The following is a 16,526-nucleotide window of genomic DNA, read 5'->3' on the forward strand; positions in this document are numbered from 1 at the left end:
CTGTATGGATGTAAAATTAAAAAAGCACCAGCCTCTTCAAGATGACAAAGTAAGAGAGTTAATACGACAAAGTCAGGATGGAGATCAAAAAGCACGAGAAGAAATCGTAAATAAAAATACTAGGCTGGTTTGGTCGGTAGTTCAACGTTTTATTAATCGAGGATATGAAGCGGAAGATCTTTTTCAAATTGGTGTGATCGGGTTAATTAAATCGGTGGACAAATTTGATTTGTCCTATGATGTTAAATTCTCTACTTACGCTGTCCCAATGATTATTGGAGAAATACAGCGTTTCATTCGAGATGATGGTACAGTTAAAGTAAGTCGTTCCTTAAAAGAATTAAATAATAAAGTGAGAAAAGCAAAAGAAGAATTAACAAAAGAATTAGGCAGAGTTCCGTCACTTCAAGAAATTGCTGAATCTATGGAAATGCCAATGGAAGAAATCGTGTTTGCTACAGAAGCAACAAGAAGTTTATCGTCATTACATGAAACCGTGTATGAGAATGACGGCGATCCAATAACGTTAATGGACCAAATTGCTGATCAAGGAGACTCAAAATGGTTTGACCAAATCGCTTTAAAAGAGATAGTTGAACAACTAGAAGAACGGGAACGATTAATCGTTTATTTACGTTATTATAAAGATAAGACCCAGTCTGAAGTAGCACAAAGGTTAGGAATTTCTCAAGTACAAGTTTCACGGTTAGAAAAAAGAATTCTCCATAAAATGAAAAGTCAGTTGTCAGATTAGACAGCTGGCTTTTTTGTGATTAGTAAGTAGTGACCTTTACAGCAGCAATCTGCGTTTTTCTAAGTTATAGCACCGCTATTTACATATTTCTCCTAAAGGGATGAAGGCTATGGTATACGTATGCATCTTCAGTGAAACTTTCTTTTTCAGAGACTGAGCTCTTTACCTCCAGATTGAAGTATGATCCATTTGTTTACGTTCATACTAAGCAAAAAGGGAGGGACGGATATGCACCAACAAATATATATGCAGTTATATACCGGAATAACGGTAGAGCCAGGCCAGAATTTGTATCTTAAAGATGTTGCACGTCTCGAAGGGGAAGCAGAAACTGTTCATCCGCTAATGTCTGTTCACTTGTACAGTATAAGCCGCACAGATAAAACCCACGTTGTTCTTGATATATTAACTATATTACAAAAAATCCATAAACAATTCCCTGAAGTTGATATAACTGTAGTTGGGCCCGAGCAAACGGTAATTGAAGTAACGATTGAAAAAAAACTTATTTCTCCCCTGATGCTCGTTTTAGTCTGGTTTCTATTGTTTACTGGTGCTGCTCTGGCTATCATGAATTTTCACGAAGATGTCAGTATGCTGGCCGTTCATCAAAAGCTGTATACCCTTGTTACTGGAAAACAGAGTGAACAGCCTTTATTACTGCAGATTCCTTATTCGATTGGACTAGGCCTTGGCATGATCTTATTTTTTAACCATGTGTTCAAAAAAAGAATCAATGAAGAGCCTAGCCCGCTTGAAATTGAAATGTTTCATTATAAAAAAGATATTGAAGAATATTTAGCTGACACAGAATCTGATCGGAGTTCAAAACCTTGGCAGTCGAAGCTTTATTCGCCATCCTCATCGGATTAAGCGGCGGACTGGCTGTTGGAAGCGGGTTTGTGGCTTTTATAACTGTGTTAGGGATTATACCAAGGCTTGTCCAGCTGACAAAAACCCAAAAGGCTATTCAAGCATACGAAATAGCAGTCATTACAGGAGCTGTTATAGGGTCCATTGCAACTCTTCATGATATTAAAGGTACATTTCCAGCTTTGTTAACCATTCCAGTAGGCCTGGCTGCAGGAATGTTTGTAGGAATGCTTGCGGCAGCCCTGACAGAAGTTTTAAATGTATTTCCAATCTTGGCTCGGCGTATAGGAATGGAAAAAAATATTATCGTTCTTGTAATGGCGATTGTGTTCGGAAAAATTTTGGGGTCGCTTTTTCACTGGATATTTTTTGTGAAATTTTAATAAAAATGAATGGGGGAAAGTAATTTGATTCGAAGAAAGAAGTGGAAATTTCAAAGCCTTCACAGTGATCACCAACATAAGAGACAATCAGAGGATAAGAATGAAGAAACACCTATCTCTAAACAGATAGAGGTAAACGAAAAAGAATTAAAAGAACGCCTTGGTATTGGGGTAAGTTTTGATGTAGGTGTTAGAAAACTTAATATATTGGGGAAGGAAATTCAAATATATTTTGTTAATGGTCTTTGTGACATGGAATATATCATTGAATTATTAAAAGAATTAATGGACTTAGAAGCAAGAGGAAGAGAAACCCTCCATGTCAGAAAAGCTATTGAAAACCATCTGACTCATGTTCAAGTGGAATACAAAGATACATTAGAAGATTGTATAGTTGAAATGCTTTCGGGTCTTATTTTTATATTAGTCGAAGGCGAAGATAGAGCTTTTGTTGTAGATGTTCGGAGCTATCCTGGACGAGGACCAGAAGAACCTGATAATGAAAAAGTGATACGAGGTGCAAGAGACGGGTATACCGAAAATATCATCGAAAATACGGCACTTACAAGAAGAAGAATAAGGGATGAAAGGCTTCGTCATGAAATTTTGAGAGTTGGGGTACGGTCAAAAACTGATATTTGTATTTCTTATATTGAAGGAGTTGCCGACCCTAATTTAATAAAGATTGTTCGTAAAGAATTGGAGTCGATTGAAATAGATGGTTTGCCCATGGCGGATAAAGTAGTAGAAGAATATATGGTGAACCAGGGGAATAACCCGTTTCCTCTCGTTAGATATACCGAACGTCCTGATGTTGCAGCTCTTCATTTGTTTGAAGGACATGTTATTGTAATTGTTGATGCTACACCAAGTGTAATAATAACCCCCACTACCGTATTTCACCATGTGCAGCATGCTGAAGAGTATAGACAGGCTCCTTTTATAGGAACATTTGTAAAGTGGATTCGATTTTTCGGGATGTTTATTTCATTGTTTGTATTGCCGTTTTGGCTTTTATTTGTATTAGAACCAAATTTACTTCCAGCCCAATTTGACTATATTGGTCCCAGTGAAGATGCGAACGTGTCAGAATTTATGCAGATCCTTTTGGCTGATATTGGATTGGAACTACTAAGAATGGCAGCTATACACACGCCTTCTCCTCTGACCACAGCTCTTGGACTTGTGGCTGCGCTGTTACTTGGGGAGATAGCTATAGAAGTTGGACTATTTACGTCTGAGGTAGTATTATATGTTGCACTCTCGGCAATCGGTGCCTATTCTAATCCGAGTTATGAATTAGCAATTGCTATTAAAATGTTAAGGCTTCTATTATTAATTGTTGTAGTAAGTTTTGGAAGTATTGGGTTTGTTATTGCTAGTACGATTCTATTTTTAATGCTTATTCGAATTCGCTCTCTAAATAAACCTTATTTATGGCCATTAATACCGTTTGATCCTCAATCTTTATGGCAAATTGTGATGAGAACAACAGTACCAAGCTTACGCCGCAGACCTAGAATCGTACATCCGCAAGATACGATAAAACAGACTTCGGAATAGGAGTGTCGGATTTTTAGAGTCCGGCGCTCTGCTTTTTCAATGTTTAGTCCTTTTTATCCTGTGAAAATGATGCTAAAATGTAAACATTCATTTGTCGTAGATAAGGAGAGAACGAGTCATGTATTTACATGGAACGAGTAAAATAAACAGCCTCGGACACCTTGTAATAGGCGGGGTGGACACGGTTGATATTGCAAAAAATTATGGCACTCCTGTGTACGTGTATGACGTGGCACTGATTAGAGAGCGTGCCAGAGGATTTAAAAAAGCGTTTGAAGAAGAAGGGGTGCAGCATCAGGTAGCTTATGCCAGTAAAGCGTTCAGCTGTATCGCTATGGTACAGTTAGCAGATCAACTGGGTTTAAGTCTAGATATTGTTTCAGGCGGTGAATTGATGACTGCCAAAAAAGCAGGTTTTCCTATGGAGAGGGTTCATTTTCACGGAAACAACAAAAGTCCTGAAGAAATAAAATTTGCACTAGACCTTGGTGTAGGCTGCTTTGTACTTGATAATTTTTACGAAGTCGCTCTTTTACAAGAAGAAGCTGTTTCTAGAAACCAAAAAGTAGATGCTTTAATACGTACCACACCGGGTGTAGAAGCCCATACCCATGAATATATATCAACAGGTCAAGAAGACTCTAAATTTGGTTTTGACCTCTCAAGCGGTCAAGCCGATAAGGTAATTAAGATTCTTCAAGAAGATACAAATGTTAATTTACGAGGAGTCCACAGCCATATCGGTTCACAAATTTTTGACACGAATGGGTTTGTCCTAACGGTAGAAAAACTATTTTCTCAATTTAAAAGGTGGAAAGAGAAGTATGGTTTTGTGCCGGAAATTCTTAACGCTGGCGGGGGCTTTGGCATTAGATACGTGGAAGGAGATGAACCGCTCCCCCCTGAAGATTATGTAAAAGACTTAATAAAAGCTGTGAAAAAAGAATCTGAGAAAGCAAACATGGACGTTCCAGAAATATGGATTGAACCTGGCCGTTCTATTACAGGGGATGCAGGAACCACTCTTTATACTGTCGGTTCCAAAAAAGATATTCCAGGAGTACGGAGGTATCTTTCTGTCGATGGAGGAATGACAGATAATATCAGACCAGCTCTGTATCAAGCAGAATATGAGGGGATTTTGGCTAATCGAGCAAACGAGCAGGCAGAAGATCACTTCGCTGTGGCAGGGAAGTGCTGTGAAAGCGGAGATATGCTTATCTGGAAGCTGCCGCTGCCTGAAGCAGACCATGATGATATTTTGGCTGTATTTTGTACAGGCGCCTATGGATATTCGATGGCTAATAATTACAATCGCATAACAAAACCTCCTGTAGTCTTTGTAGAGGACAATCAAGCAGATCTAGTTGTTAAAGGAGAAACATTAGAAGATATAACGAAAAATGATCTTCCCTTACGTTCAAAAGAACGGGTATAATCATTATAAACAGCAGCAGGTGTTATTATTTCTGCCAGAATAGCTGCATTAAATATTTCTGATTATAAAATAACTATTTGAGGTGAGAATCACATGAAAAAAGGAAGCATCGCATTTGAAAATGGAGAACAAATTACGATTGAATTTTTCCCGGATGCGGCTCCGGGAACAGTAGAGAACTTTGAAGCCCTGGCAAACAAAGGTTTTTATAATGGTTTGAATTTCCACCGCGTTATTCCGGGTTTTGTAGCACAAGGAGGCTGTCCTAATGGAACCGGAACCGGGGGACCTGGCTACACGATTAAATGTGAAACAGAAGGCAATCCACATAAACATGGCCGTGGTTATCTTTCTATGGCACATGCTGGGAAAGATACAGGCGGAAGTCAATTCTTCATTTTATTTGAACCGCAGCCTCATTTAGATGGTGTGCATACTGTGTTTGGAAAAGTAACGGATGGTATGGAATCTGTTGATAGAATACAACAGGGTGACGTTATGAAAGAAGTAAAAGTATGGGATGAGTAAATGTAAAACCGGCAGGAATTAAATCTGCCGGTTTTTTCTATAGATTTGGGAAGGTCAAGCTGCAAAAGGAGGATTCCATGAAAGAAAAGGTCGGTAATTGTACGGTTTGTGGTAAAGAAGTGTTTTGCTTGAATGGATTTTTAAACGGTGTATTAGATGATCGAAAAAATTTATTTTGTTATAAATGTATAGAAAAAAAGGAAAAGCAAGCATAATGAGTTGACGTTTTATATAGAAAAAGGATAAAATCAGTTTATAAAGTTAGTAAACTTTATGACTAGTTTATTTAACGATATATTAAGCGGTACCTTCGGGGTCGGGTGTAATTCCCAACCGGCGGTGATAAAGCAAGCAATGTTTTTCAGTCCGTGACCCGTAGTAATTTCATTATTACGGTGGATCCGGTGGAAGTCCGGAGCCGACAGTAACAGTCTGGATGGGAGAAGGATAAGCCGTGTTCAAAAATTATCATACAGCAGTCTTAGGATACGTTTATGTTTTTTTAAATAATCCTATTGCGAGAGAATGATGTATAATCCCTTGAAAAAGGGCTTATTTGAGCACGTTTAAACCCTGAAGAATCCCTGTGTTCTTGAGGGTTTTTTATTATGTACGAATGAGCCAAACAAGTGAGGCTCATTCAAATATTTATCAAATAACACTCCGAGAAATGGGGGCGCTTAAAGCATGACAGATAAAGACTATATGAAGCTGGCTTTACAAATGGCCCATTCTACAAAAGGGCAGACGTCCCCTAATCCTGTAGTTGGAGCTATTGTTGTAAAAGATGGAAGAGTTGCCGGTATGGGCGCGCATTTAAAAGCTGGTACAGAACATGCAGAAGTCCTTGCATTGAATATGGCAGGCAGTGATGCAGAAGGCGCAACCATTTATGTTACTCTTGAGCCTTGCAGTCATTTTGGAAAAACACCGCCATGTGCTGATTTAATAATAGATAAAAAAATAAATCGGGCTGTTGTGGCAACACTAGATCCAAATCCTCAAGTATCTGGAAATGGTGTTGGAAAATTAAAAAAAGCAGGAATAGAAGTGACAGTAGGGGTGGAAAAAGAAGAAGCAGATTGGCTGAACCGGCATTTTTTTCATTATATCCGGACAGGACTACCATACGTAACCTTAAAATCAGCAGCTTCACTAGATGGAAAGACAGCAACTTATACAGGTGAAAGCCAGTGGATTACAGGACCTAGTGCACGTGAAGACGGACACGTTTTGCGTCATGAACATGACGCTATATTAGTTGGTATCGGTACGGTATTAAAAGATAATCCGTCCCTTACAGTAAGAACGTCTAATGGCGGTATACAACCAGTAAGAATAATACTCGACCACCGATTAAGAATACCTCTTACATCGAAATTGCTAACTGATAAGCAAGCTCCCACTTGGATTTTTTGTTCAAAAGAAGCTGACAGCGCCAAAATAAAACGCTTGGAGAAGGCGGGGGCTGAGGTAATACCGGTTCATTCAAAAATTGAGGCGGGGGAAGTACTGCAAATATTGGGGAATCGAAAGCTTCAATCTGTTTATGTAGAAGGCGGCGCAGCCGTTCACGGAAGCTTTTTAGAAGCAAAAGCTTTCCAAGAAATTGTTTGTTACATTGCACCTAAATTAATCGGAGGTGCAAGTGCTCCTACCGTGATAGGAGGAACAGGATTTTCTTCGATGTCACAAGTGCCTGAACTAGATGTAATTTCATTAGAACAGCTAGAGTCAGACATTAAAATGGTAGCAGTTCCCAAAAATAAGGAGTGACTGAATTGTTTACAGGGATTATAGAAGAAAAAGCCGCTATTAAAAAAATCGAGGAAACCGATGAGGCTATGATTTTAACCATTGAAGCTAACACTATTATGGATGGTATACGTCTTGGTGACAGTATTTCAGTTAACGGTGTGTGTTTAACGGTTACTTCCTTCCAATCAAATTATTTCACTGTGGATGTTATGCCTGAAACAATAAAATCCACCAGTTTAAGGATGCTCTCAGAAGGGGCTAAAGTAAATCTTGAACGGGCAATGTCTTTTGATGGCAGATTTGGAGGACATTTTGTTACAGGGCATGTTGACACAACGGGTACGATCCGTTCCATTACTCCATACGAAAATGCTTATTATATTGATATTGAGCTTCCTAGACAGATCATGACATACGTCATGGTGAAAGGATCAGTCGCAGTGGATGGTATAAGCCTGACTGTATTTGGAGCTGATGATGAAAATAGCATTTTAACTATTTCCATTATTCCCCACACGTGGCAAGAAACGATTTTAAGTGATAAAAAGATCGGAGACCCTGTGAATATTGAAGCAGATATGCTGATGAAATATACTGAAAAATTGTTAAATACCCGTCAAAAAACAACTGAAAATATAACGGCGGAAACATTAAAAGATAATGGTTTTATGTAATAAACATTAGGGGAAAGAAGGGATGAAAAAATGGCAGAGGACCGCGTGTTTGACCCAATCGAAGAAGCAATATATGATTTGATGCAAGGTAAGGTAGTAATTGTGTGTGATGATGAAGATCGTGAAAATGAAGGTGACTTTGTGGCTCTTGCTGAAAAAGTGACACCAGAAACAATTAATTTTATGATTACACATGGTCGTGGACTTGTTTGTACTCCTATTTTGGAAAAAAGAGCTCAGGAATTAGAGCTTGTTCCAATGGTGGACCATAATACAGACCCCCATGGAACTGCCTTTACAGTGAGTGTAGACCACAATTCTACGACTACTGGAATTTCTGCTCATGAACGGGCAGATACGATTAAGGCATTACTGCATCCGGAGAGTAAAAGCCATGATTTCAAACGGCCGGGTCATGTCTTTCCTTTAGTAGCAAAAAATGGCGGTGTCCTTCGAAGAGCAGGTCACACAGAGGCGGCTATCGATCTAGCTAGATTAGCAGGCTCTGAACCAGCAGGCGTTATTTGCGAAATTATTAAAGATAATGGAGAAATGGCAAGAGTACCAGATTTAAAAGTAATTGCAGATAAGCACGATTTAAAAATGGTAACTATAAAAGATCTCATTCAATACAGACATAAAAAGGATAAACTTGTCAAACGAGAAGCAGAAATTAAACTCCCTACCGACTATGGCGACTTTAAAGCGATTGGATATACATCTGTTGTTGATGATAAAGAAAGTATTGCTCTTGTGAAAGGACAGCTTCGCCCGAATGAACCGACACTTGTTCGTGTGCATTCAGAATGCTTGACTGGAGATGTATTTGGTTCCCATCGCTGTGACTGCGGACCTCAGCTTCAAGCTGCATTGCAGCAAATTGAAAAAGAGGGAACCGGCATATTATTATATATGAGGCAAGAAGGACGCGGAATTGGCCTCATTAATAAAATGAAAGCTTATCAGCTTCAAGAAGAAGGGTATGATACAGTAGAAGCTAATGAAAAACTCGGGTTTAAACCTGACTTACGGGATTATGGAATAGGAGCTCAGGTTTTAAGAGACCTTGGTATATCTAAAATGAAGCTTCTTACAAATAATCCAAGAAAAATTACAGGACTAAAAGGATATGGTCTTGAAGTTGTCGAACGAGTAGCATTACAGCTTCCTTATAACAAGGAAAATGAAAGATATTTACGAACAAAGTATACTAAATTAGGACATATGCTTCATTTTTAATTTAATGTACAGCTTGCTTTAACAACATTGTAGAACGAAAGTAGCTATTTAAAAAATAAAGGAGTTTGACAATGGCAAATATTTATGAAGGAACCCTTGTAGGAACCGGTTTAAAAGTAGGGATTGCAGCAGGAAGATTTAATGAATTTATTACGAGTAAACTTGTAAGCGGAGCTGAAGATGCGTTAAAACGTCACGGATTGGATGAAACGGATATTGATGTCGCATGGGTACCTGGAGCTTTTGAAATTCCATATGCTGCAAAAAAAATGGCCGAAACCGGCAAATATGATGCAATTATTACGTTAGGAACGGTCATTAAAGGATCGACACCACACTTTGATTATGTTTGCGGGGAAGTTGCAAAAGGGGTAGGAAACTTATCGTTAGAAAAAGGACTACCAGTCATTTTTGGTGTATTAACGACGAATACCATTGAACAAGCCATAGAAAGAGCTGGGACAAAAGCAGGAAATAAAGGTGCAGAAGCAGCTTTAGCAGCAATTGAAATGGCGAATCTTGATAAAAACATAAAAAAAGAGTAGACTATAAATAACACATTTAAAACTCGACTTGCCGCCTTGTGCTACCGGCGGCATTCGTATGTGTTCTGTACTTAGAACGCTGTAGTTTTTCTTCTGCTGTTTACCAATAATTATAACGATTGAACAGGGAAATAAAAAAACATGACGGTTTATCTGTCATGTTTCTTCTATGTCATGTGGGATGGTATAAGCTTTTTACTCTTTATAAAAATAAATACTATAAAATTGGGCGAAATTTACCAAGAAATTTGTATAAAATATTGATATGGTTGGCGAAGATAAAAAGTGCAAAGAAATATTTTATTGCTCCGCAACCTCTTTTCATAAATATGATTTGAAGTATAATGAGAGAAAAGCAATTACAAATTATTGTTTGGCAATAAACTTCTCTCAAAAATAAGGGATGATCAGTATGTTTATTAAATTCAAATCAGCCTATAAAAAAATTGCCATGGGATTGCTCTCTTATATGCCTGAAGAAAAGGACGTTAAGAAATTACAGGAAACAATAAGAAACTATGAAGAAAACGAACAGTGGCAGTTATATTTGTGGAAAGAAGCTGATGATATTATCGGTGTACTTGGTCTTTATTTTTATGAAGACAATACAGCGAGATTACAACACCTATGTGTAAATCCATCTTATCGGGATGAAGGAATCGGCAGAAAAATGGTGTTAACGATGAAAGAAAGATTAGATGGAGATCTTATTGGCTGTGATGAAACCATAGAGTTTTTAGGAGCATGTATAGAAGACAATGAAAAGAATAAACAAACAGATGAAGTGAGCGGGTAAGAGCAGGTTATTCCAAGCTTTTCATTATAAAAAAAGCTGTTCCGTAATTAACTCCGGGACAGCTTTTTTTGCTCTCTTAATAATTTCTGATGAAGCCGTTCTTCTGTGACACTTGTCCGGTCTCGTAAAATATGACGGTGAATAATATACGGATCATCAAGGTCACTGTCAGCTAACCATGTTACTTGATTCGCTTCGCATTCCTGTCTGCATTGTTCAATTAATGCTGTATCCGTAATAGGAAGGTTCATATCAGTGTAGCCCTTATGGAGTAAAAGGTCAGAAAGTCTTTCATCAATTAATTGAATTAATCGGCTTGTATCAAGACCTAACTGTTGTAGAGAAGTTTCATTTTCTTGTATTATACTCCGGGCATTTTGAAATGTTTTTCGAGCTCCGCGCCAATTTTCTCTTCTATGATGATAAAGGCCGACAGCCACTTGAATTAAACCTACCCAGTATTTGTCCCGATTTCGAACCTCTTTTTCTTTCCAATGTTCTTCAAGAATTTCGTGACATTCAAAAAAATCTCTATAACCATGAAATTGTATTAAATATTGAATGTATGCTTCAGGATACATAGTCCGTACCTTCTTTCCATACCGGTTTACTGTGCATAACATTTCCTAGTGTAACATATTCAAGAACGTAATATCTAATCTTACATAAAAAAATAGGTAACAGGATTTTAACAGTGTATATGGTATAATTTTTTCTAGAATCAGTACATAAGAATTATCGTTTACATTGCGGGGGTTAAAAATGAAGCGTTACAACGTTAAAATCGACAGCTTCGAGGGACCACTAGACCTTTTATTGCATTTAATTCATCAAGCAGAAGTTGATATTTATAATATACCGGTGGCTGTTATTACGGAACAATACTGTGAATATGTACAGACCATGCAGGAGCTTGAACTTGATGTTGCTAGTGAATATTTAGTTATGGCTGCGACATTGTTAGAAATTAAAAGCAAAATGCTTCTGCCGCAAGACTCAGAATATAGTGAAGAAGATCCTGTAGACATAGAAGAAGATCCGAGAGAAGAACTATTAAGCAGGCTAGTGAAGTATAAGAAATATAAAGAAGCTGCTTATCACTTAAAAGAAAAAGAAAAAGCAGCAAGCTCTTATTATGCTAAAGCTCCTACAGTACATCATCAAGATAACGATGATTCCTCGGAAAAAGAAAGTTCATTACCGGAAGGTTTAACTTTATTTGATATGCTTGAAGCTTATCAAAATCTGCAAAAAAGAATCCGAGTATCTTCTTCTCAAGTGACTACTGTTAAAGCGGAAGAAATTTCAATTGAAGAAAAAATGGAAGATATTGTACATATTTTAGAAAAAAAACAGGGAGAAATAAAATTTTATGACTTGTTTTTAACCCGTGAGAAGCCTCATATTGTCGCTACCTTTTTAGCCGTATTAGAGCTAATGAAACATAGGAAGGTAACATGTATACAAGCGGCTAATTTTGAAGATATCAAGGTGGAATATATAGAGGAGGCGGCTTATTAATGGAAGAATTAGAAATGCAAGCCGTAATAGAAGGCCTTTTATATGTTTGTGGAGATGAAGGTTTAAAACTAGAAGAAGCAGCACGGACATTAGGTGTTTCAGAACAAGAAGCAGAGAAACAATTATCTGTTTGTAAAGACAGAATTCAGAACAATTTGCTAGGACTAGAGGTCAAAATAAATGGAAATAAATATCAGCTTGTAACAAATGAAAAAACAGCTCCATTTATTGAAGCGTTAGCATCTGTTCCGGAAAGAGGTAAATTGTCCCAGGCCTCTTTAGAAACGCTTGCAATTATAGCGTACAATCAACCCATTACAAGAACAGAAATTGATGATATACGTGGTGTGAAATCGGAAAAAGCGATTCAAACATTAATAAATAAAGTATTAATAACTGATTCTGGAAGAGCGCAAAGCATTGGCCGGCCAAAACTTTATAACACTACCGATCGATTTCTAGAATATTTTGATCTTTCCTCATTAGATGAGCTGCCAACTTTAGATGATGTAGAAGAGCATGATGTAACCGAAGAAGCTGACCTGTTTTTTGATGCTTTAAAATAGTTTTTGTCAATAAAATCGCCTTAGCTGTTTATAAACATGAACAGAAGGCGATTTTTGTATCCTTGCTGAACCAATCAGTGTTAGTAATGTACATGTAAATAGTTCACATGACTTGGAATACATATCATAACGGACAGCTCTCCATTACGAATCATAAGTTTGAATAAATAAAGGAAACGAACCATTCCATTCTGCGTAAAGTATTCGATTTATTTCAGGAATATTTCTTGAGTAAATATGCTGAAGGATTTGTTCTTTGGAAACGCTTGTTTCCATAATATTATCCTCTATCCATTCCCCATCTAAAATAAGCGCCAATGGTAATTCAGGCTGTGGAGGAGATTCGGTCATCCACTGCTTATTTGTAGGGGTGGAAGCCTCCGAAGTTTTAAGTACATTAACAGTGCCGTTTGCTTCTAATATAGCGTAGTGTACATCTTGCAGACTGAATACATCCCTATCTCTCAACAAATGCTGAAGCTGATTTAAATCGAGTTTATTTTTTTTCATTGCCTCATAATCAAGCTTTCCTTTTCTAATAACTATAGAAGGTTTACCTTCAAGCAGACTCCTCGTCTTCTTTTGTTTTTGAGTAATGGTTTCAATCGTGCCAATAAGCAATGCCCACAAAACTATGGCATAGAGGACGTAATGGAGGCCAATTTCTCGATCATATATAGCATTACCGACTAACTCACCAAGGACAAGGGCAGAGATGAAATCAAAAGGCGTTAACTGGTTAATCTGCGTTTTCCCAAGTATTTTCGTGATTACAAGCAAAGCAAAAAAACCAATAATTAGTTCAAAAGTTAAATGTAAAAAATTAGTAGATTGCATAGCTGTCCTCCTGTTGTCAGTTATGCTTTTTTTAGTATGGCTTATCTATAAATTATTACCCTTCTAAAAATAGTAATAATAAAATATCCCGCCTAGTTTTTAGAGGAAAAAGGCGAGATGACGATCGAGTTTATTTAATAGCTGCACTGAGGCTGAAGTAATCTGTTCTCTTTCACTAAAGCCCTTATTTGAATTTGCTCGAAAAACTTTTTTTATTTGACCATTAGAAGTTTTCCAAAATACTTCGACGTATTCATTGTAGTAATTAAAAAACTCTTCCATCCCTTTTGCTTTTTCCGCAGTAAACGTTTTATAGATGGTTTCAATATTGTATGAAACCATTCCAGGAGTTTCTTCGATCGCTCTTGGATGGGGAGATTTTGTTTGTTTGTAAACAACATCTCTATTGCATATGAAGATGATGGCGCATTTCTTCTTTTAGCTCTTTATTATCCTGAATTTCTTTGTTTTTATGTAAAGTTTGCAGTTGTATTTCTAAATGTGCTTGGAGTTTTGCTATTTTTCTTACATGAAATAAAACAAATAACAAAATGGTGAAATTACATCCTATAAATAGAGCCAGTAAACCATGTAAGGCAATGTCTTTCATAAAAATCACCATACCTTTCAAGTAAAAACCAAAAATTGACATACAAAGATGTAAATAAAATAGATTACCCTATTTCATACTATAAAGGCAGGCATTGAGGGAGGAAAGAAAAAATGCAAAAAAGTTCAGGATTAAAAGTGATATTATTGACGAGTATTTTTTTGGTATATGCTGCAGGTTGTCAACAACATGAATCTCCTGAGCCAACACGTATTATTAATAAAGAAACGCATGAAGCAGAAGAGCTATTAGAAGAATTAGAACCAATAACAACAGCTGTTGCCATAACAAGCGGTAAAAAGTTATATGCCGCAGCAGAAGTGAAACAAATGGACAGATTTCAACTTGAATCAGTAAGAAAAACAGGTTATGACCGATTATCGAAACGATGGCCTGATTATAATATACATTTTTCTACAGATAAAAAAGCAATGCTGGAGTTGCAAAATTTAAATAAAGATATGTCCGCTATAAAAATGAAGAAAAAAGAAAGGGAGCAGCGTTTAACTAAAATTGAAGAATTCATGAAAGGATAACGGTGGTTGTTATGAGCCAGCAAAAAGAAGATTTAAAAACAACATATCAAAAATTTGCTTCTAAAGATGAACCTAAACGCCCGGTAGTAGCCAACTGTATTAAAGCATTTTTTATTGGAGGATTGATATGTATAGCAGGCCAGGCTATACAAAATTTCTTTTTATACAATTTTGATTTTAACGAGCAAACTGCAGGTAATCCAACGATAGCAGTATTAATTTTAATTGCAGTATTACTTACAGGTTTTGGCATATACGATAAATTTGCACAGTTTGCTGGTGCTGGGTCAGCTGTACCCGTGACCGGATTTGCCAATGCCATGGCTAGTGCAGCCATTGAATACAGAACAGAAGGACCAGTTTTTGGGATCGGGTCCAATATGTTTAAATTAGCTGGCCCTGTTATTGTGTTTGGTACGACGGCAGCGTTTGTTATTGCTCTTATTAAAACACTTTGGATACAGATTGGAGGATAAAAAATGCTGCAAGGGAGCCAGTCTTGGACATTTAATAATTCACCGGTCATTTTATCAACCGGGACAATAGGTGGTCCATTTGAAGCGGAAGGTAATTTAGGAAGAGATTTTGATCACCTTTTTTCTGATATTTGGATGTCCGAAGACTCATTTGAAAAAGCCCAAACGAAATTAATGGAAGAAGCAGCGTATGCTTCTTTGTCAAAAATTAATAAGAAACCAGAAGATATGCAATTTGTGTTTGCTGGAGACTTAATAAACCAAATAACGGCTACTAGTTTTGCATGCCGGTCTCTCGCAATTCCTTATATAGGTTTATTTGGTGCGTGTTCTACGTCAATGGAAGGGCTTGCATTAGGAAGCTTTATTGTTGACAAAGGCGGCGCGGACTATATTTTAACAGGTTCAGCGAGCCATAATGCAGCAGTAGAAAAGCAATTTCGTTATCCTACTGAATACGGGGCGCAAAAACCGCCTACTTCACAATGGACAGTGACAGCTTCCGGAGCAGCAGTAATTGGTAAAGCAGGTACAGGACCAAAAGTAACATCTGCTACGATTGGAAAAGTAGTAGATATGGGTTTGACTGATCCATTTAACATGGGAGGTGCGATGGCACCCGCAGCAGCTGACACGATTGAAGCGCATTGTACTGATTTAAACAGAGATCCTTCCTATTACGACTATATAGTAACCGGAGATTTAGGAAGCGTCGGCTTACCTTTAATGAAAGAATTGCTGCAGCAAAAGGGAGTAATGGTAACAGATGACCAATGTATTGATTGCGGACTTTTGATTTATAACGAAGATCAAAATGTACAGGCAGGAGCTAGCGGGTCAGGGTGCTCAGCAGCTGTTGTTTATGGACATTTACTTAATCGCATGAAAGATAAGGAGATAAATAAAATGTTAGTGGTAGCGACGGGAGCTTTATTAAGCCCTCTTTCATATCAGCAAAAAGAATCGATTCCATGTATTGCGCATGCTGTCTCTATTGAAAGGGGACAGAATTAACATGATGTTTTTCTGGGCTTTTATCGTTGGAGGAATAATTTGTGTTATTGGCCAGCTCTTAATGGATGTCGTAAAGCTTCCCCCTGGTCATACCTTGAGCGCTTTAGTGGTTGGAGGAGCCATTCTAGATGGGGTAGGGTTATACGAACCATTAATTGATTTTGCAGGAGCTGGGGCAACTGTACCTATTACTAGTTTTGGGAACTCCCTAGTTCACGGTGCTATGGCAGAAGCTGAACAGCATGGCATTATTGGCGTTATTACTGGAATTTTTGAAGTCACTAGTGCAGGTATCTCAGCTGCAATCATTTTTTCATTTTTGGCTGCTCTTTGTTTTAAACCAAAAGGGTAAGGCAAGAATTAGCGTCTTCTGTTTTTAACCAATAGAAGGCGCTTTTTTCTGGGTTATTATGGT

The 16,526-nt window shown here is 37.6% G+C and carries 22 protein-coding genes and 1 riboswitch; of the genes, 18 read left to right on the forward strand and 4 right to left on the reverse strand.

Translation table 11 applies throughout. From position 1 onward, the window contains the following. Window positions 1-4 precede the first annotated feature (4 nt). The 12 genes from sigF (at window position 5) to FZF09_RS03885 (ending at window position 10,551) form a co-directional block, all read left to right on the forward strand. Window positions 5-754 (forward strand): RNA polymerase sporulation sigma factor SigF, encoded by a 750-nt coding sequence (gene sigF, locus FZF09_RS03835; protein WP_158735253.1) that lies wholly within the window; start codon window positions 5-7, stop codon window positions 752-754. 228 nt (window positions 755-982) lie between these two features. Next, window positions 983-1,627 (forward strand): stage V sporulation protein AA, encoded by a 645-nt coding sequence (locus tag FZF09_RS03840; RefSeq protein ID WP_158735254.1) that lies wholly within the window; start codon window positions 983-985, stop codon window positions 1,625-1,627. Then, on the forward strand, window positions 1,588-2,010 hold the full coding sequence (locus FZF09_RS03845) for a stage V sporulation protein AB (RefSeq protein WP_158735255.1): 423 nt from the start codon (window positions 1,588-1,590) through the stop codon (window positions 2,008-2,010). Before FZF09_RS03840 ends, FZF09_RS03845 begins: the two co-directional genes overlap by 40 nt. A 114-nt stretch (window positions 2,011-2,124) precedes the next feature. After that, a complete protein-coding gene (locus tag FZF09_RS03850) occupies window positions 2,125-3,573 on the forward strand; it encodes a spore germination protein (RefSeq protein ID WP_233269398.1) in 1,449 nt (482 codons plus the stop codon). 118 nt (window positions 3,574-3,691) lie between these two features. Then, window positions 3,692-5,011, forward strand: a complete 1,320-nt coding sequence (gene lysA, locus FZF09_RS03855; protein WP_158735257.1) for a diaminopimelate decarboxylase — start codon at window positions 3,692-3,694, stop codon at window positions 5,009-5,011. Between the two features lie 93 nt (window positions 5,012-5,104). Continuing rightward, on the forward strand, window positions 5,105-5,539 hold the full coding sequence (locus FZF09_RS03860; protein ID WP_158735258.1) for a peptidylprolyl isomerase: 435 nt from the start codon (window positions 5,105-5,107) through the stop codon (window positions 5,537-5,539). A 77-nt stretch (window positions 5,540-5,616) separates the two neighbouring features. Next, complete coding sequence (locus FZF09_RS22605) at window positions 5,617-5,754, forward strand: hypothetical protein (RefSeq protein ID WP_199256750.1); 138 nt, start codon at window positions 5,617-5,619, stop codon at window positions 5,752-5,754. 87 nt (window positions 5,755-5,841) lie between these two features. Further along, window positions 5,842-5,991, forward strand: a riboswitch (FMN riboswitch). A 235-nt stretch (window positions 5,992-6,226) separates the two neighbouring features. Continuing rightward, complete coding sequence (gene ribD, locus FZF09_RS03865; RefSeq protein ID WP_158735259.1) at window positions 6,227-7,315, forward strand: bifunctional diaminohydroxyphosphoribosylaminopyrimidine deaminase/5-amino-6-(5-phosphoribosylamino)uracil reductase RibD; 1,089 nt, start codon at window positions 6,227-6,229, stop codon at window positions 7,313-7,315. 5 nt (window positions 7,316-7,320) lie between these two features. Next, window positions 7,321-7,971, forward strand: a complete 651-nt coding sequence (ribE, locus tag FZF09_RS03870; RefSeq protein ID WP_158735260.1) for a riboflavin synthase — start codon at window positions 7,321-7,323, stop codon at window positions 7,969-7,971. Between the two features lie 30 nt (window positions 7,972-8,001). Then, window positions 8,002-9,210, forward strand: a complete 1,209-nt coding sequence (locus tag FZF09_RS03875; protein ID WP_304503050.1) for a bifunctional 3,4-dihydroxy-2-butanone-4-phosphate synthase/GTP cyclohydrolase II — start codon at window positions 8,002-8,004, stop codon at window positions 9,208-9,210. 71 nt (window positions 9,211-9,281) lie between these two features. Continuing rightward, window positions 9,282-9,755 carry a 6,7-dimethyl-8-ribityllumazine synthase gene (gene ribH / locus FZF09_RS03880; protein ID WP_158735261.1) on the forward strand — a complete coding sequence of 158 codons (474 nt, stop codon included), beginning with the start codon at window positions 9,282-9,284 and terminating at the stop codon, window positions 9,753-9,755. 412 nt (window positions 9,756-10,167) lie between these two features. Beyond that, window positions 10,168-10,551 carry a GNAT family N-acetyltransferase gene (locus FZF09_RS03885; protein WP_158735262.1) on the forward strand — a complete coding sequence of 128 codons (384 nt, stop codon included), beginning with the start codon at window positions 10,168-10,170 and terminating at the stop codon, window positions 10,549-10,551. A 47-nt stretch (window positions 10,552-10,598) separates the two neighbouring features. Here the strand turns inward: FZF09_RS03885 and FZF09_RS03890 are convergent, their stop codons facing one another. After that, complete coding sequence (locus FZF09_RS03890) at window positions 10,599-11,132, reverse strand: DUF309 domain-containing protein (RefSeq protein WP_158735263.1); 534 nt, start codon at window positions 11,130-11,132, stop codon at window positions 10,599-10,601. 181 nt (window positions 11,133-11,313) lie between these two features. Between FZF09_RS03890 and FZF09_RS03895 the strand changes: the two genes are divergently transcribed. After that, a complete protein-coding gene (locus tag FZF09_RS03895) occupies window positions 11,314-12,072 on the forward strand; it encodes a segregation/condensation protein A (protein WP_158735264.1) in 759 nt (252 codons plus the stop codon). Then, on the forward strand, window positions 12,072-12,638 hold the full coding sequence (scpB, locus tag FZF09_RS03900; protein ID WP_158735265.1) for an SMC-Scp complex subunit ScpB: 567 nt from the start codon (window positions 12,072-12,074) through the stop codon (window positions 12,636-12,638). The genes FZF09_RS03895 and scpB overlap by 1 nt, the downstream gene beginning before the upstream one ends. Window positions 12,639-12,782: 144 nt before the next feature. Here scpB and FZF09_RS03905 read toward each other — a convergent pair whose 3' ends face one another. The 3 genes from FZF09_RS03905 to FZF09_RS03915 all read right to left on the reverse strand — a co-directional run bounded on the left by FZF09_RS03905 (window position 12,783) and on the right by FZF09_RS03915 (window position 14,085). Then, window positions 12,783-13,475: a DUF421 domain-containing protein gene (locus tag FZF09_RS03905; protein WP_158735266.1), complete on the reverse strand. Its 693-nt coding sequence runs from the start codon at window positions 13,473-13,475 to the stop codon at window positions 12,783-12,785. A 99-nt stretch (window positions 13,476-13,574) separates the two neighbouring features. After that, on the reverse strand, window positions 13,575-13,817 hold the full coding sequence (locus FZF09_RS03910; RefSeq protein WP_158735267.1) for a hypothetical protein: 243 nt from the start codon (window positions 13,815-13,817) through the stop codon (window positions 13,575-13,577). 61 nt (window positions 13,818-13,878) lie between these two features. Beyond that, the gene (locus FZF09_RS03915) at window positions 13,879-14,085 is read right to left on the reverse strand and encodes a hypothetical protein (RefSeq protein WP_158735268.1); all 207 of its coding nucleotides are present in this window, start codon (window positions 14,083-14,085) and stop codon (window positions 13,879-13,881) included. Window positions 14,086-14,198: 113 nt separating this feature from the next. On the opposite strand from FZF09_RS03915, the gene FZF09_RS03920 reads away from it, so the two are divergent. The 4 genes from FZF09_RS03920 to spoVAE are packed head-to-tail and all read left to right on the forward strand — an operon-like array spanning window position 14,199 to window position 16,463. Further along, a complete protein-coding gene (locus tag FZF09_RS03920) occupies window positions 14,199-14,621 on the forward strand; it encodes a hypothetical protein (protein ID WP_158735269.1) in 423 nt (140 codons plus the stop codon). 11 nt (window positions 14,622-14,632) lie between these two features. After that, window positions 14,633-15,097: a stage V sporulation protein AC gene (gene spoVAC / locus FZF09_RS03925; RefSeq protein ID WP_158735270.1), complete on the forward strand. Its 465-nt coding sequence runs from the start codon at window positions 14,633-14,635 to the stop codon at window positions 15,095-15,097. A 3-nt stretch (window positions 15,098-15,100) separates the two neighbouring features. Beyond that, on the forward strand, window positions 15,101-16,111 hold the full coding sequence (gene spoVAD, locus FZF09_RS03930) for a stage V sporulation protein AD (RefSeq protein WP_158735271.1): 1,011 nt from the start codon (window positions 15,101-15,103) through the stop codon (window positions 16,109-16,111). Between the two features lies 1 nt (window position 16,112). Next, on the forward strand, window positions 16,113-16,463 hold the full coding sequence (gene spoVAE, locus FZF09_RS03935; protein ID WP_158735272.1) for a stage V sporulation protein AE: 351 nt from the start codon (window positions 16,113-16,115) through the stop codon (window positions 16,461-16,463). The last annotated feature ends 63 nt before the right edge of the window (window positions 16,464-16,526 follow it).

The sequence above is a fragment of the Alteribacillus sp. YIM 98480 genome (assembly GCF_009765375.1).
Lineage (GTDB): Bacteria > Bacillota > Bacilli > Bacillales > Marinococcaceae > Alteribacillus.

Excerpts from the sequence above, each read along its gene's own strand:
- ribD (WP_158735259.1), top strand. The coding sequence starts at position 6,227 with ATGACAGATAAAGACTATATGAAGCTGGCTTTACAAATGGCCCATTCT.
- ribH (WP_158735261.1), top strand. The coding sequence starts at position 9,282 with ATGGCAAATATTTATGAAGGAACCCTTGTAGGAACCGGTTTAAAAGTA.
- FZF09_RS03895 (WP_158735264.1), top strand. The coding sequence starts at position 11,314 with ATGAAGCGTTACAACGTTAAAATCGACAGCTTCGAGGGACCACTAGAC.
- FZF09_RS03860 (WP_158735258.1), top strand. The coding sequence starts at position 5,105 with ATGAAAAAAGGAAGCATCGCATTTGAAAATGGAGAACAAATTACGATT.
- scpB (WP_158735265.1), top strand. The coding sequence starts at position 12,072 with ATGGAAGAATTAGAAATGCAAGCCGTAATAGAAGGCCTTTTATATGTT.
- FZF09_RS03905 (WP_158735266.1), bottom strand. The coding sequence starts at position 13,475 with ATGCAATCTACTAATTTTTTACATTTAACTTTTGAACTAATTATTGGT.
- FZF09_RS03910 (WP_158735267.1), bottom strand. The coding sequence starts at position 13,817 with ATGGTTTCATACAATATTGAAACCATCTATAAAACGTTTACTGCGGAA.
- FZF09_RS03885 (WP_158735262.1), top strand. The coding sequence starts at position 10,168 with ATGTTTATTAAATTCAAATCAGCCTATAAAAAAATTGCCATGGGATTG.
- FZF09_RS03890 (WP_158735263.1), bottom strand. The coding sequence starts at position 11,132 with ATGTATCCTGAAGCATACATTCAATATTTAATACAATTTCATGGTTAT.
- FZF09_RS03875 (WP_304503050.1), top strand. The coding sequence starts at position 8,002 with ATGGCAGAGGACCGCGTGTTTGACCCAATCGAAGAAGCAATATATGAT.
- spoVAD (WP_158735271.1), top strand. The coding sequence starts at position 15,101 with ATGCTGCAAGGGAGCCAGTCTTGGACATTTAATAATTCACCGGTCATT.
- FZF09_RS22605 (WP_199256750.1), top strand. The coding sequence starts at position 5,617 with ATGAAAGAAAAGGTCGGTAATTGTACGGTTTGTGGTAAAGAAGTGTTT.
- sigF (WP_158735253.1), top strand. The coding sequence starts at position 5 with ATGGATGTAAAATTAAAAAAGCACCAGCCTCTTCAAGATGACAAAGTA.
- FZF09_RS03840 (WP_158735254.1), top strand. The coding sequence starts at position 983 with ATGCACCAACAAATATATATGCAGTTATATACCGGAATAACGGTAGAG.
- spoVAC (WP_158735270.1), top strand. The coding sequence starts at position 14,633 with ATGAGCCAGCAAAAAGAAGATTTAAAAACAACATATCAAAAATTTGCT.
- FZF09_RS03915 (WP_158735268.1), bottom strand. The coding sequence starts at position 14,085 with ATGAAAGACATTGCCTTACATGGTTTACTGGCTCTATTTATAGGATGT.
- spoVAE (WP_158735272.1), top strand. The coding sequence starts at position 16,113 with ATGATGTTTTTCTGGGCTTTTATCGTTGGAGGAATAATTTGTGTTATT.
- lysA (WP_158735257.1), top strand. The coding sequence starts at position 3,692 with ATGTATTTACATGGAACGAGTAAAATAAACAGCCTCGGACACCTTGTA.
- FZF09_RS03920 (WP_158735269.1), top strand. The coding sequence starts at position 14,199 with ATGCAAAAAAGTTCAGGATTAAAAGTGATATTATTGACGAGTATTTTT.